General features: G+C 42.2%; 18 protein-coding genes. 11 read left to right on the top strand and 7 right to left on the bottom strand.

The features are described 5' to 3' along the window. Positions 1-2 precede the first annotated feature (2 nt). The 5 genes from secD (at position 3) to MHN81_RS04135 (ending at position 6,482) form a co-directional block, all read left to right on the top strand. Positions 3-1,862, top strand: coding sequence for a protein translocase subunit SecD (secD, locus tag MHN81_RS04155; RefSeq protein ID WP_023397445.1), 1,860 nt, complete (start codon positions 3-5; stop codon positions 1,860-1,862). A gap of 8 nt (positions 1,863-1,870) precedes the next feature. Further along, entirely contained in the window at positions 1,871-2,812 is a 942-nt protein-coding gene (gene secF, locus MHN81_RS04150) for a protein translocase subunit SecF (RefSeq protein WP_023397446.1), read from the top strand. 159 nt (positions 2,813-2,971) lie between these two features. Continuing rightward, positions 2,972-3,502 carry a hypothetical protein gene (locus MHN81_RS04145; RefSeq protein WP_023397447.1) on the top strand — a complete coding sequence of 177 codons (531 nt, stop codon included), beginning with the start codon at positions 2,972-2,974 and terminating at the stop codon, positions 3,500-3,502. A 175-nt stretch (positions 3,503-3,677) separates the two neighbouring features. Then, on the top strand, positions 3,678-5,474 hold the full coding sequence (locus MHN81_RS04140; RefSeq protein WP_343224724.1) for a bifunctional diguanylate cyclase/phosphodiesterase: 1,797 nt from the start codon (positions 3,678-3,680) through the stop codon (positions 5,472-5,474). Between the two features lie 213 nt (positions 5,475-5,687). Next, complete coding sequence (locus tag MHN81_RS04135) at positions 5,688-6,482, top strand: transporter substrate-binding domain-containing protein (RefSeq protein ID WP_023397449.1); 795 nt, start codon at positions 5,688-5,690, stop codon at positions 6,480-6,482. A gap of 6 nt (positions 6,483-6,488) precedes the next feature. On the opposite strand, the gene MHN81_RS04130 is transcribed toward MHN81_RS04135, so the two are convergent. The 5 genes from MHN81_RS04130 to MHN81_RS04110 all read right to left on the bottom strand — a co-directional run bounded on the left by MHN81_RS04130 (position 6,489) and on the right by MHN81_RS04110 (position 10,497). Next, a complete protein-coding gene (locus MHN81_RS04130; protein ID WP_023397450.1) occupies positions 6,489-7,103 on the bottom strand; it encodes a hypothetical protein in 615 nt (204 codons plus the stop codon). 25 nt (positions 7,104-7,128) lie between these two features. After that, positions 7,129-7,284: a hypothetical protein gene (locus MHN81_RS04125; protein WP_023397451.1), complete on the bottom strand. Its 156-nt coding sequence runs from the start codon at positions 7,282-7,284 to the stop codon at positions 7,129-7,131. Positions 7,285-7,631: 347 nt separating this feature from the next. Then, positions 7,632-9,263, bottom strand: coding sequence for a methyl-accepting chemotaxis protein (locus MHN81_RS04120; protein ID WP_023397452.1), 1,632 nt, complete (start codon positions 9,261-9,263; stop codon positions 7,632-7,634). 145 nt (positions 9,264-9,408) lie between these two features. Continuing rightward, complete coding sequence (gene rsuA / locus MHN81_RS04115; RefSeq protein ID WP_023397453.1) at positions 9,409-10,119, bottom strand: 16S rRNA pseudouridine(516) synthase RsuA; 711 nt, start codon at positions 10,117-10,119, stop codon at positions 9,409-9,411. A gap of 48 nt (positions 10,120-10,167) precedes the next feature. Then, the gene (locus MHN81_RS04110) at positions 10,168-10,497 is read right to left on the bottom strand and encodes a 5-carboxymethyl-2-hydroxymuconate Delta-isomerase (protein WP_023397454.1); all 330 of its coding nucleotides are present in this window, start codon (positions 10,495-10,497) and stop codon (positions 10,168-10,170) included. A gap of 207 nt (positions 10,498-10,704) precedes the next feature. On the opposite strand from MHN81_RS04110, the gene MHN81_RS04105 reads away from it, so the two are divergent. From MHN81_RS04105 to MHN81_RS04085, 5 genes are all read left to right on the top strand, one after another. Beyond that, a complete protein-coding gene (locus MHN81_RS04105) occupies positions 10,705-11,490 on the top strand; it encodes a hypothetical protein (RefSeq protein ID WP_036975000.1) in 786 nt (261 codons plus the stop codon). Beyond that, positions 11,483-12,106, top strand: a complete 624-nt coding sequence (locus MHN81_RS04100; RefSeq protein ID WP_023397456.1) for a LysE family transporter — start codon at positions 11,483-11,485, stop codon at positions 12,104-12,106. Before MHN81_RS04105 ends, MHN81_RS04100 begins: the two co-directional genes overlap by 8 nt. Before the next feature lie 8 nt (positions 12,107-12,114). After that, a complete protein-coding gene (locus MHN81_RS04095; protein WP_023397457.1) occupies positions 12,115-12,615 on the top strand; it encodes a gamma-glutamylcyclotransferase family protein in 501 nt (166 codons plus the stop codon). Positions 12,616-12,627: 12 nt separating this feature from the next. Continuing rightward, the gene (locus tag MHN81_RS04090; RefSeq protein WP_239425080.1) at positions 12,628-14,190 is read left to right on the top strand and encodes a serine hydrolase; all 1,563 of its coding nucleotides are present in this window, start codon (positions 12,628-12,630) and stop codon (positions 14,188-14,190) included. Between the two features lie 97 nt (positions 14,191-14,287). Beyond that, entirely contained in the window at positions 14,288-15,205 is a 918-nt protein-coding gene (locus MHN81_RS04085) for a histone deacetylase family protein (protein WP_239425079.1), read from the top strand. 5 nt (positions 15,206-15,210) lie between these two features. Here the strand turns inward: MHN81_RS04085 and MHN81_RS04080 are convergent, their stop codons facing one another. Next, the gene (locus tag MHN81_RS04080; protein WP_023397460.1) at positions 15,211-15,513 is read right to left on the bottom strand and encodes a hypothetical protein; all 303 of its coding nucleotides are present in this window, start codon (positions 15,511-15,513) and stop codon (positions 15,211-15,213) included. Between the two features lie 77 nt (positions 15,514-15,590). Between MHN81_RS04080 and MHN81_RS04075 the strand changes: the two genes are divergently transcribed. After that, positions 15,591-18,107 carry an EAL domain-containing protein gene (locus tag MHN81_RS04075; RefSeq protein WP_023397461.1) on the top strand — a complete coding sequence of 839 codons (2,517 nt, stop codon included), beginning with the start codon at positions 15,591-15,593 and terminating at the stop codon, positions 18,105-18,107. Here the strand turns inward: MHN81_RS04075 and MHN81_RS04070 are convergent. Next, positions 18,083-18,895, bottom strand: coding sequence for a DUF2797 domain-containing protein (locus MHN81_RS04070; protein ID WP_023397462.1), 813 nt, complete (start codon positions 18,893-18,895; stop codon positions 18,083-18,085). The genes MHN81_RS04075 and MHN81_RS04070 overlap by 25 nt on opposite strands. Between the last annotated feature and the right edge of the window lie 119 nt (positions 18,896-19,014).

Below are 19,014 nucleotides of genomic sequence, written 5' to 3'. Positions count from 1 at the left end.
CAGTGCTAAACAAGTATCCAATGTGGAAATATTTACTTGTACTCGCTGTATTGGCCGTGGGCATTCTTTATGCCACCCCTAATATGTATGGTCGCGATCCGGCCATACAGATCTCTGGAAAGAAAGGGGCCAGCGCCGATTTAAGCGTGCTTGATCAAGCAAATAAAACACTACAAGACAATAATTTACCTATCAAATCTGCTGTCCTTGAAGAAGGGCAAGTTCTCATTCGCTTCAAGAATGTAGAAGATCAGCTTAAGGCACAGGATATCCTGCGTGGAACACTAAGCGAAGACTACATTTCTGCAATCAACATGTCTCCAGCGCAACCGGACTGGCTTAAGAGCATTGGGGCAAATCCAATGAAATTGGGTTTGGATCTCAGCGGTGGTGTTCACTTCACAATGGAAGTAGACATGGCAACAGCACTTGGCAAAGCGCTTGAGCAGATGGAGCAAGACTATAAGAGCGATTTACGCGGTGAGAAGCTTCGCTATCGCACTATTCGTGAAGTAGCCAATAGTGACCGTATTCAGGTTGTGATGCGCTCTGTCGAAGACAAAAAAGCTGCTGAACGCTTTTTGAAAAGTCGCTACCCAGGCAATGTATTTGTTAATGACAGCAGTAACGAGTTGGCATTTTTCTCTAGCCTGAGTGACTTAAAGGTTCGCGAACTTCGCGATTATGCCATCAAGCAAAATGAAACCATTATTCGTAACCGTATTAACCAGCTAGGTGTTGCTGAACCAAACGTACAAAGACAAGGTTCTGAGCGCATTATCGTGCAATTACCAGGTGTACAAGACACGGCTCGTGCGAAAGAAATCTTAGGTGCTACCGCAACGCTAGAGTTCCGTGAAGTGGATGACAGAGCGGATACACGTACAGCTACACAGGGCCGCGTACCTGCGGGCAGTGAAGTGTTGTATCACAAAGATGGCTACCCTGTAGTATTGAAAAAACGTATTATCCTCGAAGGTGTTCATATTACAGGCGCACAGTCTGGTATGGATGAATATCAGCGCCCGCAAGTGAGTATTAACCTTGACAGCAAAGGTGGCGCGAAGATGAGCGCCTTTACCAAGCGTGCTGTTGGCAAGAGCATGGCAACGGTATTCATCGAATATAAACCTTCAGGTAAGAAAGATGCGAACGGTAAAGCGCTGCCACCTATTAAGGTAGAAGAAGTCATCAACGTAGCGACTATTCAATCTCGCTTGAATAACTCTTTCCGTATTACAGGTATTGATAATCCAGCTGAAGCCCATAATTTGAGCTTACTGCTAAGAGCGGGTGCTTTGGTTGCACCAATTCAAATTGTTGAAGAGCGTACGGTTGGTCCAAGCTTGGGTCAGGAAAACATTGAAGCTGGTATGACGGCGGTAGTACTAGGCTTTGCCTTTGTACTTGGATTCATGTTGATGTATTACAAAGGGTTTGGTTTAGTTGCTAACTTGGCACTGGCTGCAAACCTTGTGATGATCATTGGTGTGATGTCAATGATCAGTGGTGCGACACTCACCCTACCTGGTATCGCAGGTATTGTTTTGACCGTTGGTATGGCTGTTGATGCAAACGTGCTTATTTTTGAGCGTATTCGTGAAGAATTAGCCGATGGACGAAGTCCACAGCAGGCTGTTCACTTTGGTTACGACAGCGCATTCAGTACGATTTTCGATGCGAATATCACAACACTAATCGCTGCAATTATCCTGTTTTCAGTGGGTACGGGTCCAATTGCGGGCTTCGCAGTAACACTTGCGATTGGTATTTTGACTTCAATGTTTACCGCGATCATTGGTACTCGTGCCGTGATCAACGCCTTTATCGGTGGTAAACGCATCAACAAATTGTCGATATAGGAGCGCGCATGCAATTATTAAAGTTATCGAGCACGATCCGCTTTATGTCGGCAAGAAAGATGTCGATGGCGTTTTCTGCTTTATTGATTTTGGCTTCTATCGCATCGTTTATGACCAAGGGTTTAAACTTTGGTCTGGACTTTACCGGCGGTACGGCAGTTGAAGTTGGATTCTCACAACCTGCGGATTTGCCTAAAATTCGTAAAGTATTGGCTGAGAATGGCTTCGCAGATGCTGCGGTTACCTTGTTTGGTTCAAGCCAAGAAGTGTTGGTACGTATCGCACCGCGTGATGATGTCAAAGCTGAGACCATTGGTAACCAGTTAATCGATGCATTGAAGTTGGCTGATAGCAGTGTTGAAATGCGTAGAATTGAATTTGTCGGACCAAGTGTCGGTGAAGATCTGAAAGAGCAGGGTGGTCTAGCGATGCTTACTGCGCTTTTATGTATCTTAGTGTACGTTGCATTTCGCTTTGAGTGGCGTTTTGCGGTCGGAGCGGTTGCGGCACTATTTCACGATGTAATTTTAACGATGGGCCTGTTCTCGTTATTGGGCTTAGAGTTTGATTTGACGATTCTTGCAGCAATCTTGGCTGTAATCGGTTACTCGCTGAATGATACCATCGTTGTTTCTGACAGGATCCGTGAAAACTTCCGTAAAGTTCGTATTGATGACACATTGGAAATCATCGACATTTCATTGACGCAGACAATGAACCGTACGCTTGTGACTTCAATCACAACAATCTTGGTACTTATTGCCTTGTTTGTGTGGGGTGGTCAAACAATCCACGGTTTTGCAACTGCACTGTTGTTTGGTGTATTCATTGGTACATACTCTTCTGTCTATGTTGCGAGCTCTGTTGCGGTTGCAATGGGTGTAAGTAAAGAAGACTTGATCCCAGTAGAAGTAGAGAAAGAAGGTGCAGATTTAGACGCTATGCCTTAATTATGAGTATTTGAGCAGTACTTAGTATTTGCTCATTCAACTCAAATCTATTTTGAACTGAATCAAAAAGGCCACATTTATTGTGGCCTTTTTGGTTTCAAATTCATGACAAGACTGTATAATGAGAATTGTTATCAATAATAATGAATTGAGGATTGTATGTATAAACAGCTAGGAATTGCATGCGCTGCTTTGGCACTATTTGCATGTTCAGAACAACCAAGCACGCAAGAAGCTAAGTCTGAAGCAAAAGCACCTGCAAGTGAAAACGCACTGGGCCAGTATAAAACTCAGGCTACTTCATTGTTAGCAAACATCAGGGAACAAAAATCAGCTGCCGCTCTAGAGCAAGAATCAGCTGAGTTAGTAGCAACATCTCGTGATGTGCTAGCGAATTTTGTGACCAAATACCCTCAATGTAAAGATTATCTAGACGCGCTCGATAAAGCTGCGGATGTGATCCCTACACTGCCTTTGGAAGAGATTGAAAGCGGCTACCACGAAGATGGTAAACTGCCTAAATACAGCGATCCTGTATGCTATCATGCCAAAGATCTGTTGGTGCACCCAGCAACTGTTCAAGCGATTGCTAAACTAGGCTTCACTGAGAAAACGCATTACCAAGACGCTGAGCTAGAAATTGTCGAAGTGATTGCACATTTTGATCAAGTAGAACGCGCTTTGAATTAATCGCGTATTGAGATGAAAACATCCTGTTTTCATCTCATTGGCTTGCCCACAAATTCACCTTCACTCCACATTTATCCCTGAAATTGGTAATTTCCATTGGATTGCAATCTAACTGTCATAAATCTTTGATATTTTGCTCGATTATTGAGCACTTGAATTAAGTTTGGTTGTTTCGGTGGATCCTTTATACGTCATGTTGGATGACATTTTGCAAAACGAAGCTGTATATCCAATGTTTCAACCCATTTTTGATATAGCAAAAGAGCAGGTACTAGGCTTTGAAGCATTGAGCCGAGGTAGTTTAGATAACGAGTTAGTGCAGCCTGATAAGATGTTTGCAGTTGCCAGTAAATATGACCGACTATCTGAACTTGAACTACTTTGTCGAAAAAAGGCGATTGCGCAGTTTGCTGCATTGAATTTACCCGGCAAGCTTTTTCTGAATGTAAGCCCTAAGGCCTTACTCGATCCTCAACACCCAAAAGGGGAAACACTTCATTTAATCGAAGAAGCGGGATTAAATTGCAACCGAGTTGTTATTGAAGTAACAGAGCAGGACAAAGTGGACGACGGGTTTTTATTGCTGAAAACCATTTCACACTATCGCCAACTAGGTTTCCAAATTGCCATTGATGATTTGGGGGCAGGTTACTCAGGGTTAAAGCAGTGGTCTGAACTGTGTCCGGACTTTGTTAAAGTAGATCGTTACTTTATCGATTACTGTGATCAAAGTATCGTAAAAAGAGAGTTCCTCAAGTCGATCATTGAGCTGGCTAAAGCGACCAATACCGCGGTGATTGCCGAGGGGATCGAGCGAGTGGAAGAATTAAAGTTGCTCAAAAAAATGGGCATTATCAATGCTCAAGGCTTTTTGTTGGCGAGGCCAAGCCGAGAATCAAATGATTTGGCTGTTAGCCCTAGCCATATTCTCAATGACCAAATTAAATCTGAACCAACCGTAAGTCAGTTTGAACAGTCGATGGCGATTGGCTGGTTAGCACATGATGTACCAGCTATTCACATGAACACCCAATGTTTGGACGCACATCGACGTTTTGAACAAAATAAAAGGTTAACAAGCATTGCTGTATTAAACGATACGCGACAACCTGTAGGGCTGTTACACCGTGACCAATTAACAGAAGTATTCGCGGCTCCTTATGGACACGCTCTATTTGACAAAAAGCCTGTTGTCAAACTCATGGATAAGCAGCCTTTGATCGTTGATGAGCAACAACAGCTCGATTTTGTCAGTCAACTCATTACCGAAAATGAGTTTGATATTAGACGACATATAGTGATCACCAAAGAGGGGGAGTATATTGGTCTGGCGCCTCTGAGGGATATTCTAAAACATATTACAGAGGATAAGATCCGCCATGCGCAACATGCCAACCCACTGACTATGTTACCTGGCAATGTTGCAATCAATGAGGCTATTGAGCAGCGACTTCGTGCCAAACATACTTTTTCACTGGCTTATATCGACTTGAATCACTTTAAGCAGTTTAACGATCTTTATGGCTATGCCAGTGGAGACAGTGTCATTAAATTACTTGCGGATGTCACGCTACAGGTATGTCAGCACAGCCAGTGTTTTGTTGGTCACATCGGTGGAGATGACTTTATGGTGGTGTTTGACCAAGCCGATGCCGAGTGTCTGTGTCATCAGATCATTGAACAGTTTGAAGCGCGATCAAAGGCGTTATTTACTCCCGAACATGTTGCTGCCGGTGGCTACTGGGCAACTAATAGAGAAGGGCAAAAACAGTTTGTACCTTTACTGACACTTTCAATTGGCTTAGTAACACCTGACGTAGAATCATGTAAAAATAGCCATCAGGTAGCAGCGTTAGCTACTGATGCAAAAAAAGAAGCTAAGCGCTACAGAAATAGCTACCTGTTTGTATGCAATCGACGTAAACCGAGTGCCCCAATGGTGAGGTTAGAAGTTGAAGCCGCTGTTAATTAAAGCACGTACGTGTATCATCACTTAAATTTGGTACTGAGGAATAATGTGTGCAGCCCCAACTGAGTTTGCAGCTAATTGGCGCAAACTTATTGCTTCGTGAATATAAATTGTGAAATATATATACTTAAGGCGAAGAGAAATTCTTTCTTTGTTTATATATAGTGATTTATAACGTCGTAATTGCCGAGCTAATTAGCACGTTTGGGGAACATTATGATCAGACATATTTTTTACTTTTGCCTAATTGCGCTAGCCATTGCAGCAAGTGCAAACGATAACGAAAAAGAAACCATCTATGTCGCTAAAGAGCAGCGCCCGCTCTATGATCGTGACCTTTTTTTATATGAGCTACTGCAACAGGCATTAAAAGCTGTTGACCATGACGTTAATATCGAACATGTGAAAGTGCATCCACACCAGCAGCGGACATTAATGGCGCTCAGCAAAGGGCAAGTTGACTTACATTGGAGTATGACAAGCCCCGCGCGTGAGAAATTGGCAATAGCGGTAAAATTCCCTTTGTTTGATGGCCTAATAGGTAAACGAGTATTGATCATCCATAAGGCCCAATACGCTCGTTTTAAAGCAGTCACAGAGATAGCGCAATTAAGCCGTTTTACAGCGGTACAGGGACACGATTGGCCAGACACCAAAATTCTGTCAAGCAATGGGCTTAACGTAAAACCGATCGTAAATTACCAGGCGATGTTTGATATGGTGTTGGATAAAAAAGCAGACTATTTTCCTCGCTCGATTGTCGAGGCACAATCGGAAATCGTAAACCAAAATCGCCCAGAATTAATGATAGTGCCCGATTACTATTTATCTTATCCTGCAAGGTTTTATTTTTTCGTCAATAAAGACAAACCAGGGTTGGCCAAAAAGCTTGAAATGGGGTTAGCTAAACTGAAAAGCAGCGGTGCGTACCATGCGCTATTACAGCGCTACTTTGACCTCAATATGTTGTCAAAGAGTCATATGCTGCCGCTAACAAACCCATTTCATTGAAATTACTTAGCGCCTTATTGAAGGGACTTTGAAGTCATACGCCTCTTTATATGTGATAAATGTCAACACTACTAAAACACCACAAAAGAGCGAATAATTTAAGTAACCTGTGATGTCAAAGGCATAGAAAAAGAACGTCATATCATACCCCTTACCATTACGTATATAATTCTCTATCAGCGCAAAGAAGCTCATTGCTGCACTGATAAGGCAAAGCCAAGGTAATATACTGTCAGCAAATGTATATCGGATTTTGTGCTTAGGAAAGAGGCGCTTAGATATTTCTACCCGATAAGTAAGCGGCACTAAAATAATGAGCTCTTTAAATAAGTGAACACCGTAAATCAAACTATTTTGGATAAGTCTATCTCCGGGTGTTGATACCAAGCTGATCAAGCCCGTCGTGAAGATAATGTTTTCAAATAAGACCGGGATCATCGCGATAAATGAAATGGAGCATATATTGACATCTCGGAGTCTATGTCCAATCAAAAATACCAAAGAGATAATAGAGATATAGGCGAGAAAAAAGAAATATGTCGCGTCTTGAATAATAAAGATCACCACTACCATTACAACATAAGGTAGTAGTAAATCTTTGAATGCAAACTGTTTTGCCATAAGTGATGCTTATCAGAAAAATAAGTTAAGGGTATTGGCTGGGCTTTTTTTGGCCCGCATTATTATTTGCAACAAGCGCCTCTCGTTGTGAGTTCCGCTTTTCTGAAAAAGGGTCCGCAGGACCTAATAAACCTGAGCCGCCTGCAATTAAACGGCATTGTTTGTTAGCAATCATCTTCATTGTGATTATCCTTATTTCATTATCGTCTAGTCAGCTATTTGAATGTGAGACATTCTCTAGTTTCCAATGGCAATAGGCACAACGCAAAGCCTTACTGCTTTACCAGAAGAAGTATCACCAAAAATCATTAAAAAGAACCAAAATAAAAAACAAAGTTGGTACTTTACGTTCGATTTATTCTGGGCGACTCAATGAATTTAACACCAAATAATTTAGAGTTAAACATTTTTTTACAAAAAAATAGGATGCTAAATTCAGGCCAATTTGTGAAAAAAAATACCCAAAATAGAAAAGGTTAGATGTACCTATTCTACTTTGGGAAAATGCATTATGGTAAAAGTGTGAAATTAAAGCTTAAATTTCGCCATTTCACTTTCTAATTGCGCCGCTTGCGCCTTAATGCTGTCAGTTGCACTGTGGGCTTGTTGCGATACATTTGCTGTTTGTGCAGCTGTATCAGAGATGGTTACTACCCGTCTTGCGGTGTCTTCTCCTGCCATTAATTGCTCTTTTGCTGCCAAGGCTATTTGGTCACTCATTTGAGAAATTGCGCTCAGTGAAGTGGCTACACTGCGTAGTGCTTCGCTGGCCTCATTGGACATCGAAACCGTTTTTTCACTGGTAGCAATACTCAAAGAAACTGAAGATTTGGCTTCTTGTGTCGCTGCTTGCAAGTTGCCAATCATCGTATGAATTTCTTCTGTGCTAGATTGGGTGCGCTGAGCAAGTTGGCGTACTTCATCAGCAACCACGGCAAACCCTCTGCCTTGTTCGCCAGCACGAGCTGCTTCAATTGCTGCGTTTAGTGCAAGTAAGTTAGTTTGTTCCGCAATGCTCTGAATAACACTGAGCACATTGGCAATATTATTCACTTCTTCATCAAGTGCTTGAATATTGTTGCCTGCGCTATCAATTTGTTGCTCAAGTAGCACAATGGCTTCACTTGCATTTGCGGTAAGCCGATCAGCGTTTTGACCTTGGTTTTCTGCCTCTTGTACTGAAAAAGCAGCTTGCTCAGCATGTTCTACGACTGTTTGAGCTGAAGCCGTTAATTCTGTTATAGCAGATGCAACCATCTGAGTTTCTTCACTTAAACTCAATGTTAGGCTTTCGAGATCATTAGAGCGCGCTTCACCGTCATAACTTTGCTCTTTTAACTTGTCACTGACCACCATAAGTCCGCTAACAACACCTTTTAGACCGTCTTGCATATAGCTCATGGCAGCCATAATGCTGTAATCCTTAGCACGAGACGTATCTATTAGTGATGTGAGATTGCCGTGAGAGACATGACGTACGATATCAAGCACCTCATTTAGCTCCGCACCCAGTTTATTGGACAGCGACAGTCCATAGCGCGTGACGGTGAAAGTGAGTGCGATTGCGATAATCAGAGACAGTGTGAGCAGCCAGCTAGCGGTTTCCCAATATCTCGCATCAACTTCTTTGTAACTGATACCTGTGCCAACATACCACCCGAATAGAGAGGTTTTTTGCACCACAGATGTTAAATCAACCACTTCTCCGTCTCGTCGAGAGTTCCAGTGATAGGTAATGATGCGATTCGTTTTGTTGCCAACCTTTCTCTCCACCAGTCGTCCAATACTGTTGCCATCGGCGTCTTTAAAGTCGTTAAAGCTGGTGCCGTGTAGTTGTGGGTCATGGGGGGCAGCAACGAAATTAAGCTGCTCATCGACGACGTACACATATTCGGAGTCGTGATATTTATTTTCTCTAAGAATTTGTGCTGCCAGTTTTTTTGCTTCCTGTTCAGTTAATTCGCCAGCTCGCACAAACTGCTCAAATTGTTCTACGATATTGACGGTACTTTTCATCAATTGATTAATTCGAGCGATATTATCCGTTTCACTGGCGTGACGAAGTGATTGCAGCCCGAGCACCGCGATGGAGATTAAGGCGATAAAAATAGCAGCTGCAAAAAATATTATTTTTAGTCTTAAAGTCAGAGTCGAAAACACAATATGCACCTTAGCGAGGAAGTTAAAAGTTTATGGCACTCTACCTTTATGATTTATCATGTTTGAGCGCGCTATGTAAGTAGGGCTTTGCCGTATATAAGTAAAAATTAGATGATTTTTCCTCATATGACGACCTTATTACGACCTATTTTGCATTGATTATGTCTATTTCATGCTCTGTAAGAGGGCGGTATTCACCTGCTGACAGTTCGTGATCAAGTTCAATATCACTTATTTTTTCTCTATGCAATTCAACAACATGATTTGATACTGCTGCTAACATACGTTTCACTTGATGATATTTCCCTTCGCAGATAGAGAGCCGCAGTGCATATTTATCAACAGCTTGCGCTTGTGCTGGTCGAGTTAATTGCTTTTCATTGTGTAAAGCGACACCTTGGCGTAATTGCTCCAGCGCTTCTTCTGTAATTATTTCTTTTGTTTCAACAAGGTATGTCTTGTATTTTTGCTTTTTTGGCGAGGTAATTTGGTGTGACCACTCACCATCATTGGTGATCAGTACGAGCCCTGTAGTATCGATATCAAGTCTACCTGCGACATGAAAATCTTTTAAGTTCGGCTCATCAAGTAAATCAAAAACAGTAGGGTGTAATTCATCGCTATTAGCGCAGACATAGCCTTGTGGTTTGTTCAACATGAAGTATCTTTTACCTAAATATTTCAGTGGTTTACCGCTTACTTCAACACTGTCTTCGCGAGTGATTTGAACATCACTTTTTTTTGTTACTATGCCATTGATAGACACTTCTCCCTTTTTGATCAGGATTTTTACTTTGCTACGCGGCAGTTCGTTTATATGACTAACGAATTTGTCTATTCGGCATGGGAATTTCATCTATTTTCTCTTACTTGATGGTATTGCTAGGTACACATTATGAATCATTTAATTTTTTCGATAAATAGCAGGGTCTAAATCATAGGGGTGCACACTCAAACTGACGGATTCAGAAAATAGGGTTTGCAATGTGCTCAGTAAGGATTCGCTTAGGTGTTGTTTTTGGGTTTGCGTTCTTCCTGTTAAGAGATGGACTTGGACATGAACAAAGTCAGTTTTACCATTTCCCAGTATGCACTCCGGGAAAGCCACTCGACGTGTTTTAATGGTGCTTGCATCAAATAGATTTGTGTCAATGGTGCTTTGGTGTATGGATTTGAGTAGTTGTGAAAAGTCGGTATCTAGAGATGCTGAATGTTCAATAATGATGTGTGGCATAAGGTTGCGATTATTTATTCTTGGTGCTTCATGATAATTGGCTTCTCGCTGTTAGCCAAGTCTAGAACTCCATATCTTCAAGTATGGTCCGCAGAGATTTTGCTACCGTGCTTTTAATGTTATTTTATCATCGTCTTACCTTGCTTTAACTGAATAGGCCTTGGTAAGGTGTTGAGTTATTATCCTCTAGAGATGTCGAAAAAGCGTATGTTATCAATTTTTAAGCCAAAGCCTCTGTTAGAGTCCCCTGAGTCACAATCGCTAATTGATTTATTCCTGTGGGCTGCAGAACATTTTGATAGTGAGTATTTTTTACAAAAAACCCAAGTTGTACAGCCGACAGAAAAACACTTTCCTGACAGGGTCACCAGCGTTGAAGAGATGGCACAATCTGTGTTTGAACGTGTAAGAAGCTACGCAGGTTTATCTCACTGGCCAGTTCAGTTAAGTGCGCCACAACATATGCCTATGCAGCAGGCATTTCCTCGGTTCACATTGTCTGGTGGGCTAAGAGGAGAGGATATTTCGTTGGTGAGTAAACCAAGTCAGCCAATTTTGTTGTCTTATAATCCAAACCAAATTAATCAACCACAAGATCTTGTGGCCAGTATGGCTGGTGGTATGGCGCTGATGCTAATTCATCATGTTGGGAAGTTACCGCCAGGCGGACAGCAAAATTTATCTGTGGCGGCAGATGTATTGGCGATATTTATGGGCTTTGGCACCATGTTATGTAACACCGCGTATCATTTTAGAGGCGGGTGCGGCTCGTGCTACAATCCATATGCAAATCGTCAAGCCGCGCTGAGTGAGCAAGAAAGTATATTTTTACATGCTTTAGTGTGCCACTTTAAAGGAGAGCAACAAGGTGGGAAGCACCTTAAACCTCACTTAAAAAGCATGTTTAAAAAGGCGCAAAAGCAATTGAAAAAAATATTAGAAACGTCGCCAGATCCTATGTTACTGGCATTAGAGGAACGCGGTCGTGGTTGAATATCTCGATGAATTTTTAATCATCGCACTGGCTCATTTTCTTGCGGTTGCAAGTCCGGGACCTGATTTTGCGATTGTTTTGAAACAAAGTGTCCAGCAGGGCAGACGGAATGCTTTGTATACTAGCGCGGGTGTCGGTTTAGGCATTTTTGTGCATGTTTCATATTGTCTACTGGGTGTGGCGATACTACTGGCCAATTCACCTGAACTTTTTGACTTGTTTAAGTATGTTGCTGGCGCTTATTTAGCTTATATGGGCGTACAGGCATTACGTGCTAAAAAGAACACGGAGCCTGAACAACATCTTGATGCATCGTCTAACACTGAGTCTGATTTTAAAGCCTTGCGACGTGGCTTTTTAGTCAATGCATTAAACCCAAAAGCGACGCTGTTTTTTCTATCTTTATTCACCTTGATGATAGATCCTGAAACGCCACAGGCAGTACAAATTTTTTACGGCTTGTATATGGCTTTGGCAACTTGGGTTTGGTTTTCTCTGTTATCAGTAATTTTATCTAGGCCGAGAGTTCGACGGTTTTTTCACCGTGCCGGACATTGGTTTGATAGAGGGATCGGGGTGGTGTTGCTGCTTTTGGCAATGCGAGTTGTAATATAGGTAGTGCAATGCAAACTGACGATTATTTTTATTTTGCCTACGGTTCAAATTTATCAACTTTGCGGCTTAAAAAAAGGCTGCCGAATGCACGCTTAATTGGCACCGCGGTTTTGCAAGGACATCAACTCACATTTGATATGCTGAGCAAAGATGGTTCCGCCAAGTGCAATATTGCTGGTGCGCCTGCGCCCATGGTTGTCTATGGCGTTGTGTATGGCTTGTCCCAATTAGAAATGACGGAGCTAGATAACATTGAAGGTGCTCGCTATGATCGTGTCATATTCAACGTCGACTTAATGAATCGAAGAACGATTAAAGCCCATTGTTATGTTGCAAATACTTTCGTAAGTAATCAGCTTCCTTTTGATTGGTATAAACAACATGTGCTAAACGGGGCTTTGGAGCATGGGTTTCCAGAACCGTATATTGAAAAAATTAAAATGCAAAGAAGCATTGTTGACGAGAATAAAAATAAACATTTATTGGAATCAAACATTTATAAAAAATAAGGCAATACGGATATGAAAAAAGCTTTTTGGCGCAAAGTATGCTGTGCAACAGCAATGTTGATGAGTAACAGTGTTTTAGCTTTAACTGCGCCACAGTTGGCTGAAGTTGAAAAGTCTGTACAGCAAGCTATGGATGATTTTTCAATTCCAGGTCTGGCGATCGGGATTGTAAATGACGGCAAAGTTGTATTAGCGAAAGGGTATGGCGTTAGGCAGTTTGGCAAAGAGGGCCTAGTAGATCAACATACGTTGTTTGGAATAGCTTCAAACAGTAAGGCATTTACTGCAACTGCATTAGCGATGTTAGCGGAAGAAGGTAAATTAAACTGGGGAGACCCCGTAATTAAGCATTTACCTGAATTCCAGTTACATAGTCAGCAATTAACTGAGCAAATAACTATTCGAGATCTGGTGAGCCACCGCAGTGGGTTGGCACTCGGTGCTGGTGATCTGATGATTTGGCCAAATACAGATAAATCGATAAAAGATATATTGGCTGGACTAAAGCATATTAAACCTATTGCTGCACTGCGCACAGAGTACCATTACAATAATTTGATGTTTGTTGTAGCAGGTGAGGTTGTTGCAAGAGTCAGCAATATGAGCTGGCAAGACTTTGTTGAAAAACGCATCTTTCCTCAGGTTGGGATAGATAACTCGTATGCAGGTTTTTCTCGTATTGGAAACAGCAATAAAAATTTTGCGACAGGCACAATTAAATACAATGGGCAGCTAGAAGAGTTTGTCGGTGACTATCTCGAGGATTTCCGAGGAGCTGGTGCCATTGCATCAAACGTAACGGATATGACTATGTGGTTGCAGACACAGGTCAATGCAGGTAAAACGCCTTTAGGAAAGCAGCTGATTGATCCGTACATGCATCAATATTTATGGCATCCCCAAATAATGCGCCTACCAAAAGAGTCTGATAGAGCGGCATTTAAGCAAGATTTTAAAGGTTATGCTCTGGGTTGGGCCGTAGAGAGCTATTTTGGTTATAAGCGTGTGGGCCATATGGGCGGGATATTGGGTATGGGCTCGCAAGTTGCAATGATCCCAGAAAAAGGGCTAGGGGTTGTCATTTTATCGAATCAACACGCCTACCCTGCGCTCAAAGCAATTACCAATGAAGTATTCGAACAGGCACTTGGTTTAGAACCTCAAGACTGGGTAGCACAAAGCTATCAGAGCTATAAACAACAGCGCGACGCGCTGTACAATAATCTTGGTCCTGAAAAAGTTATTGATAAGCAAGCGAGTTTACCTTTGAGCCACTACACAGGTACACTTCGCAGTCCTTGGTACGGGGACGTGATTGTGGAAGAAATCGCAGGGCAATTACATATTGATTTTACACATACCAAACTGTTGAAAGGGACATTGAGCCATCATAATGGCAATACCTTTGTGATTAAATGGCATGAAAAGCTATTAGAAGCTGATTCATATATTCATTTCACCATGCATGATCAGCACGTTAAAAGTGCTGATTTGGAGTGGGTAAACCCAGATGTTACTGACTTTAGTTTTGATTTTCATAATCTTGGGTTAGTCGCGGTGCCTCAAGAAGATTAAGGCAGAACGGGTTACTGGTATATCAAACCAAAGTATCAAAGCATGTAACCCCATGCTTTGATACACTGGTCACTCAGTTTTTGTAAGGACAGCGGATATGCGCACTGCAATCATCTCCCACCCATTGTGTCGTCGGCATAAAATGGCGAGTGAACACCCCGAATCACCGCAGCGTCTAGATGCGATTTCTGATCGGGTATTAGCTTCTGGGTTGGACATCGCGGTGACTCATTTAACTGCACCCAAAGCAGAAATGTCACATTATATATTGGCACATGATACTGAGCATGTTGAGCGGGTGTTGTCGGCAATTCCAGAGCATGGTCTTACGGACTTAGATGGTGATACGGCACTGTGCCGAGATTCATTCAAAGCTATAGAGCGGGCCGTTGGTGCGGGTATCTTGGCAGTCGATGAAGTACTTGCAGGGCGCCACGATGCTGCTTTTTGTTCAGTGAGACCGCCAGGGCATCATGCAAGTCAAAATAAGTCAGCGGGGTTTTGTATTTTTAACAATGTTGCGATTGCTGTCAAATATGCGCAAACTAAAGGCATTAAGCGCATTGCAATATTGGATATTGATGTGCACCACGGTGATGGTACACAAGCAATTGTAAAGGAGGATCCTAATGTTCTCTTTTGCTCTTTGTTCCAATACCCTTTTTATCCAAACTCTGAAATTGTAAATACCGAGACTGTCGTTAATTCGCCATTGGCCGTTGCGAGTGACGGCAATGATTTACGAGCATTGTACAGTCAACAATGGCTACCTAAACTGCGCGCATTTAACCCTGAGTTGCTCTTTATTAGCGCCGGGTTTGATGCTCATTTAGAAGATGATATGGGTGGGCTCAAATTTGTCGAAAGTGATTACGCTTGGTTTACTCAACAGATCGCGCTCTTAAGTAAAGAGCTTGATTGTCTTGGTATCATCTCATACCTAGAGGGCGGCTATGATTTGTCTTCTCTTGGCCGCAGTGTTGAAACACACATAAGAAACTTAGCTGAATCGTAAACTTTCTAGATAGTTTCCGCCATTAAACTAAATACCTGTTCTATATCAGAAATGTGTATTTTTGCAGTGCAGCAGTGACCTTCAGAAGCGAGCTTTTGTTGCACTAAAGGCGTTAAATTGGCAAAACTATCCAGCGTTATTGGCTCGCCATTGAGTGTACTTGCACTTCCATCCTTAAAAATACATGTGGTTGTTTTTATTTGCTTTTCAGTTAAATAAAACACACTTTCTTGCAGTGATTGTGGGCTGTCAACATACTCTATACTTTGGTCGAATATCAGCACTAATGGGTATGATTTAATCGTCATTATTTGTTCTCAGTCAAAGTTAGCACTAGGTAGCCAAGTATACTCAAGATGGTAGTTAGAATGCGAGGAAAGTGCTTATGATAGGTGACTCACGTCAGCTGAAAATTAAAGACGTGTTTTCGACTAGCTTGTTATCTTGTGATGAATCAACCAGTTTATACGATGCACTCGTCAGAATGCGACAGCATAGCGTAAGTTCCATTTTTATCACGAAAGATGGTGAGATAACGGGTATTTGGACAGAATCAGATTGTGTAAAGCTAGATCTTAAACATATTCACCTTACAGAGCTCCCTATTGGTGAGGTCATGACCTCGCCAGTGCACGATATTCTGCTTGATAAAACATTGAGCGAAGCAACCATTAAACTGCATCAACTTGGTATCCGACACTTACTGGTAATTGATTCGAAAAATGAACCGGCAGGTGTGGTTTCGCTATCAGATATAGTTCGTAATCAGGGCTTGGATCACTATCTGCATTTTCGTCCTATTGCCGATCATTATGACAGCTGTGTCAGTGTGTTGGATAGTCAGCAGTGCATCAGCGACGCGATTGAAATCATGCGCAGAGACAAAACAACCGCAGTGTTAGTTCATCACACTGAACTGCAAGAGTACGGGATCATCACACAACGTGATATTGCATATGCCATACTCGATCCGCAGTGGCAAATGCCATGCTGGCAGCTCGCGAGTTATCCTATGTTATCCATGACTCCGGAGGAAAGTTTATTTGATGCCTACCGTATGATGACGGCTAAGTCTATTCGCCACCTCGTTGTCAGAGATGCGACATCGAATGAAGTCATTGGTCTTTTGGCACTGAAAAATGTGCTTACAGAAATCGAAACAGCCTATTGCAGTGAGCTTGAGAATGTATTGGCACAGCGAGATATCGCATTACGCAAATCGGAGAAAAACCTCTATTTAGCGAATCGGATCATCGATGCATCACTCGATGGCATTATGATCACGCGTAGCAGTGGAGAGATCATTCAAATTAACCCAGCTTTTAGTGCTCTGACAGGCTATCAAGACTACGAGGTGATAGGGCAAACTCCGAGCCTACTGAGTTCAGGCCTTCACGATGAAAGCTACTATAACAGAATGTGGGAAGCGCTGAGAGAGAAGGGGGTGTGGCAAGGCGAAATTTGCAACAAAAAGAAAAGTGGGGATATTTATGTCGAGTGGCTCACAATTATTGAAATCAATGACCCCTATAGTGATGAAACGTTATACGCAGCGATATTCAGTGATATTACTGAGCGTAAAAATGCAGAAGAAAAAATTGCGCGCCTTGCATATTTTGACGAGTTGACAGGACTGCCTAATCGGCGCTTGTTTTATGATAGGTTGTCTATGGCATTGGCATCGGCACATCGCGACCAACATAAGATCAGCGTGATGTTTATCGATTTAGATCGCTTTAAAGAGGTAAATGACACCCTAGGGCATAGTGCTGGTGATAAGTTGCTCACGCAAGTTAGTGAGCGGATCAAAAGTATCCTCAATGAAGGGGATACCTTGGCACGGCTCGGCGGAGATGAGTTTGTGGTTTTGCTGACAGAAGTGGTCGATGTGGATTCTGTGGTTAATTTTGCAGATAAGCTGTTATTACAGTTTAATAAGTCATTTGACTTGGGAAACATCTGTGTTGCTGCCACTGCGTCATTGGGCGCGTCCATCTACCCCGATGACGGTTTGGATAGTGAGAGCTTATTAAAGCATGCTGATGTGGCTATGTATCGCTCCAAAGAGCTGGGACGAAACTCATTTCAAATGTATAAGGCTTCAATGAATGCTCGTTCATTAGAGCGCTTATCGATGCAAAGTCGATTTCAAAGTGCACTTGAAAATGGTGAGTTTGAACTTTATTTTCAGCCTCTAAAGTGCCTAGTAAGTAGCCGCTTGACAAGTTTGGAGTGTTTATTGCGCTGGCACGATCCCAATCTTGGGATGATCTCTCCTGCGCAATTTATCCCTCTAGCGGAAGAGCTGGGGTTAATTGTAAAACTGGATGAGTGGGTGATTGATCGCGCTTGTGCACAGCTTGCACATTGGAGGAAGACCAATATTGAAATACGGCACTTAGCTATTAATATTTCTGCGCAGCACTTAACACAAGGGGATCTAGTTAATACTTTACGCTATGCGTTAGATAAATATAACCTGAGTGGTACACAAATTGAGTTAGAGCTGACAGAGTGCAGTTTTGTCAGTAATTTTCAGCGAGCTAAGGCGGTACTGACTGAGCTGAAAACAATGGGGGTCAGTATTGCCTTGGATGATTTTGGCACCGGTTATTCCGCTTTAAGTTATTTAACTAAGCTACCGATTGATATCTTAAAAATAGATCCAAGTTTTATTGCCAAGATCCCTGATGAATATGGAAACAGCGAAATTGTCAGCGCTATTATTGCGATGGCCAAAGCGCTTAAACTGCACGTTGTCGCTGAGGGAGTAGAAAAGCAGGAGCAAATGCGTTTTTTACAAAAGCTAGGTTGTCATGCGATGCAAGGATATTTGTATTGCAAGCCGCTTACTCAAGCGGCTTGGTATGAGTTTTATCAAGCAGAAAAACTGACTTCGTAAGAGGTGAACTTACGAATGTTGATAACCCCATTGTCAAAGATCAAATACTGGCCTTTAATCCCTTTTAAGATCCCGGTCACAGAGGGTTCTTTGTCAAAATTAAATGAACTGATCTTGGTTGGGTAGTCTTCTACTGGGAAGGCTAGATCAACCACCTCTTCATCGAGGCGCTCGATTGCTGTGGCACCAAACAGCTGTGCAAGTTCATCGAGTTTTTCTTGGATCTGAGGGATCAACTCCTGAGCACTTTGCTTCAGATCTAACTCTGGGTTGATACCCTTGAGCATGTTGCGCCAATTGGTTTTGTCGGCAATGAAGTTTGCGAGCGCAACTTCTACCAAACCCGACTGGAGGCGAGTTTGTACTTTAAAGATTGGTAACGCCTGTGTTGCGCCTTGATCTATCCAGCGGGTTGGAATTTGAGTATGGCGTGTGATACCAACCTTCAACCCTGATGTATTCGCCAAGTAGACATAGTGAGGGATCATGCAATTGGCTTCTCCCCACTCAGGTTCGCGACAAGTACCTTGGTCATAATGACAAGTTTCAGGCTTCATGATGCACATATCGCAGCTAGCGAGTTTTTTCATACATACAAAACAATGGCCTTGGGAGTAGCTTTTTTTAGTCTTTTTACCACAACTACAGCAATATATATTACCCGTGAAAGTCAAAGTTATTTCCTGACCGAAATAGTCATTTAAATTAACTAATTGATCGCCAATGGGTAGTTGATATTGAATTGGGTTTGTGAGGGTGGCTTTAAGTTTACTTAGTGTGCCCTGCATCTTTACGCCCCTAAAGATGATACAAAAGGAGATCCTAGCAAGACAGCCAAAAAATACCAATGATAAAATCAAAAAAATTATATATTTCAATTGTTTGCAATTGATATTGGTTTTTGTTT

Source organism: Pseudoalteromonas sp. Of7M-16 (assembly GCF_022347805.1).
In the GTDB taxonomy this organism is placed as follows: Bacteria; Pseudomonadota; Gammaproteobacteria; order Enterobacterales; family Alteromonadaceae; genus Pseudoalteromonas; species Pseudoalteromonas luteoviolacea_F.
This window is presented reverse-complemented; position numbering and strand designations above follow the sequence as displayed.

Excerpts from the sequence above, each read along its gene's own strand:
- MHN81_RS04105 (WP_036975000.1), top strand. The coding sequence starts at position 10,705 with ATGTTATCAATTTTTAAGCCAAAGCCTCTGTTAGAGTCCCCTGAGTCA.
- rsuA (WP_023397453.1), bottom strand. The coding sequence starts at position 10,119 with ATGAAATTCCCATGCCGAATAGACAAATTCGTTAGTCATATAAACGAA.
- MHN81_RS04095 (WP_023397457.1), top strand. The coding sequence starts at position 12,115 with ATGCAAACTGACGATTATTTTTATTTTGCCTACGGTTCAAATTTATCA.
- MHN81_RS04110 (WP_023397454.1), bottom strand. The coding sequence starts at position 10,497 with ATGCCACACATCATTATTGAACATTCAGCATCTCTAGATACCGACTTT.
- MHN81_RS04090 (WP_239425080.1), top strand. The coding sequence starts at position 12,628 with ATGAAAAAAGCTTTTTGGCGCAAAGTATGCTGTGCAACAGCAATGTTG.
- MHN81_RS04080 (WP_023397460.1), bottom strand. The coding sequence starts at position 15,513 with ATGACGATTAAATCATACCCATTAGTGCTGATATTCGACCAAAGTATA.
- MHN81_RS04085 (WP_239425079.1), top strand. The coding sequence starts at position 14,288 with ATGCGCACTGCAATCATCTCCCACCCATTGTGTCGTCGGCATAAAATG.
- MHN81_RS04070 (WP_023397462.1), bottom strand. The coding sequence starts at position 18,895 with ATGCAGGGCACACTAAGTAAACTTAAAGCCACCCTCACAAACCCAATT.
- MHN81_RS04125 (WP_023397451.1), bottom strand. The coding sequence starts at position 7,284 with ATGAAGATGATTGCTAACAAACAATGCCGTTTAATTGCAGGCGGCTCA.
- secF (WP_023397446.1), top strand. The coding sequence starts at position 1,871 with ATGCAATTATTAAAGTTATCGAGCACGATCCGCTTTATGTCGGCAAGA.
- MHN81_RS04135 (WP_023397449.1), top strand. The coding sequence starts at position 5,688 with ATGATCAGACATATTTTTTACTTTTGCCTAATTGCGCTAGCCATTGCA.
- MHN81_RS04075 (WP_023397461.1), top strand. The coding sequence starts at position 15,591 with ATGATAGGTGACTCACGTCAGCTGAAAATTAAAGACGTGTTTTCGACT.
- MHN81_RS04130 (WP_023397450.1), bottom strand. The coding sequence starts at position 7,103 with ATGGCAAAACAGTTTGCATTCAAAGATTTACTACTACCTTATGTTGTA.
- MHN81_RS04145 (WP_023397447.1), top strand. The coding sequence starts at position 2,972 with ATGTATAAACAGCTAGGAATTGCATGCGCTGCTTTGGCACTATTTGCA.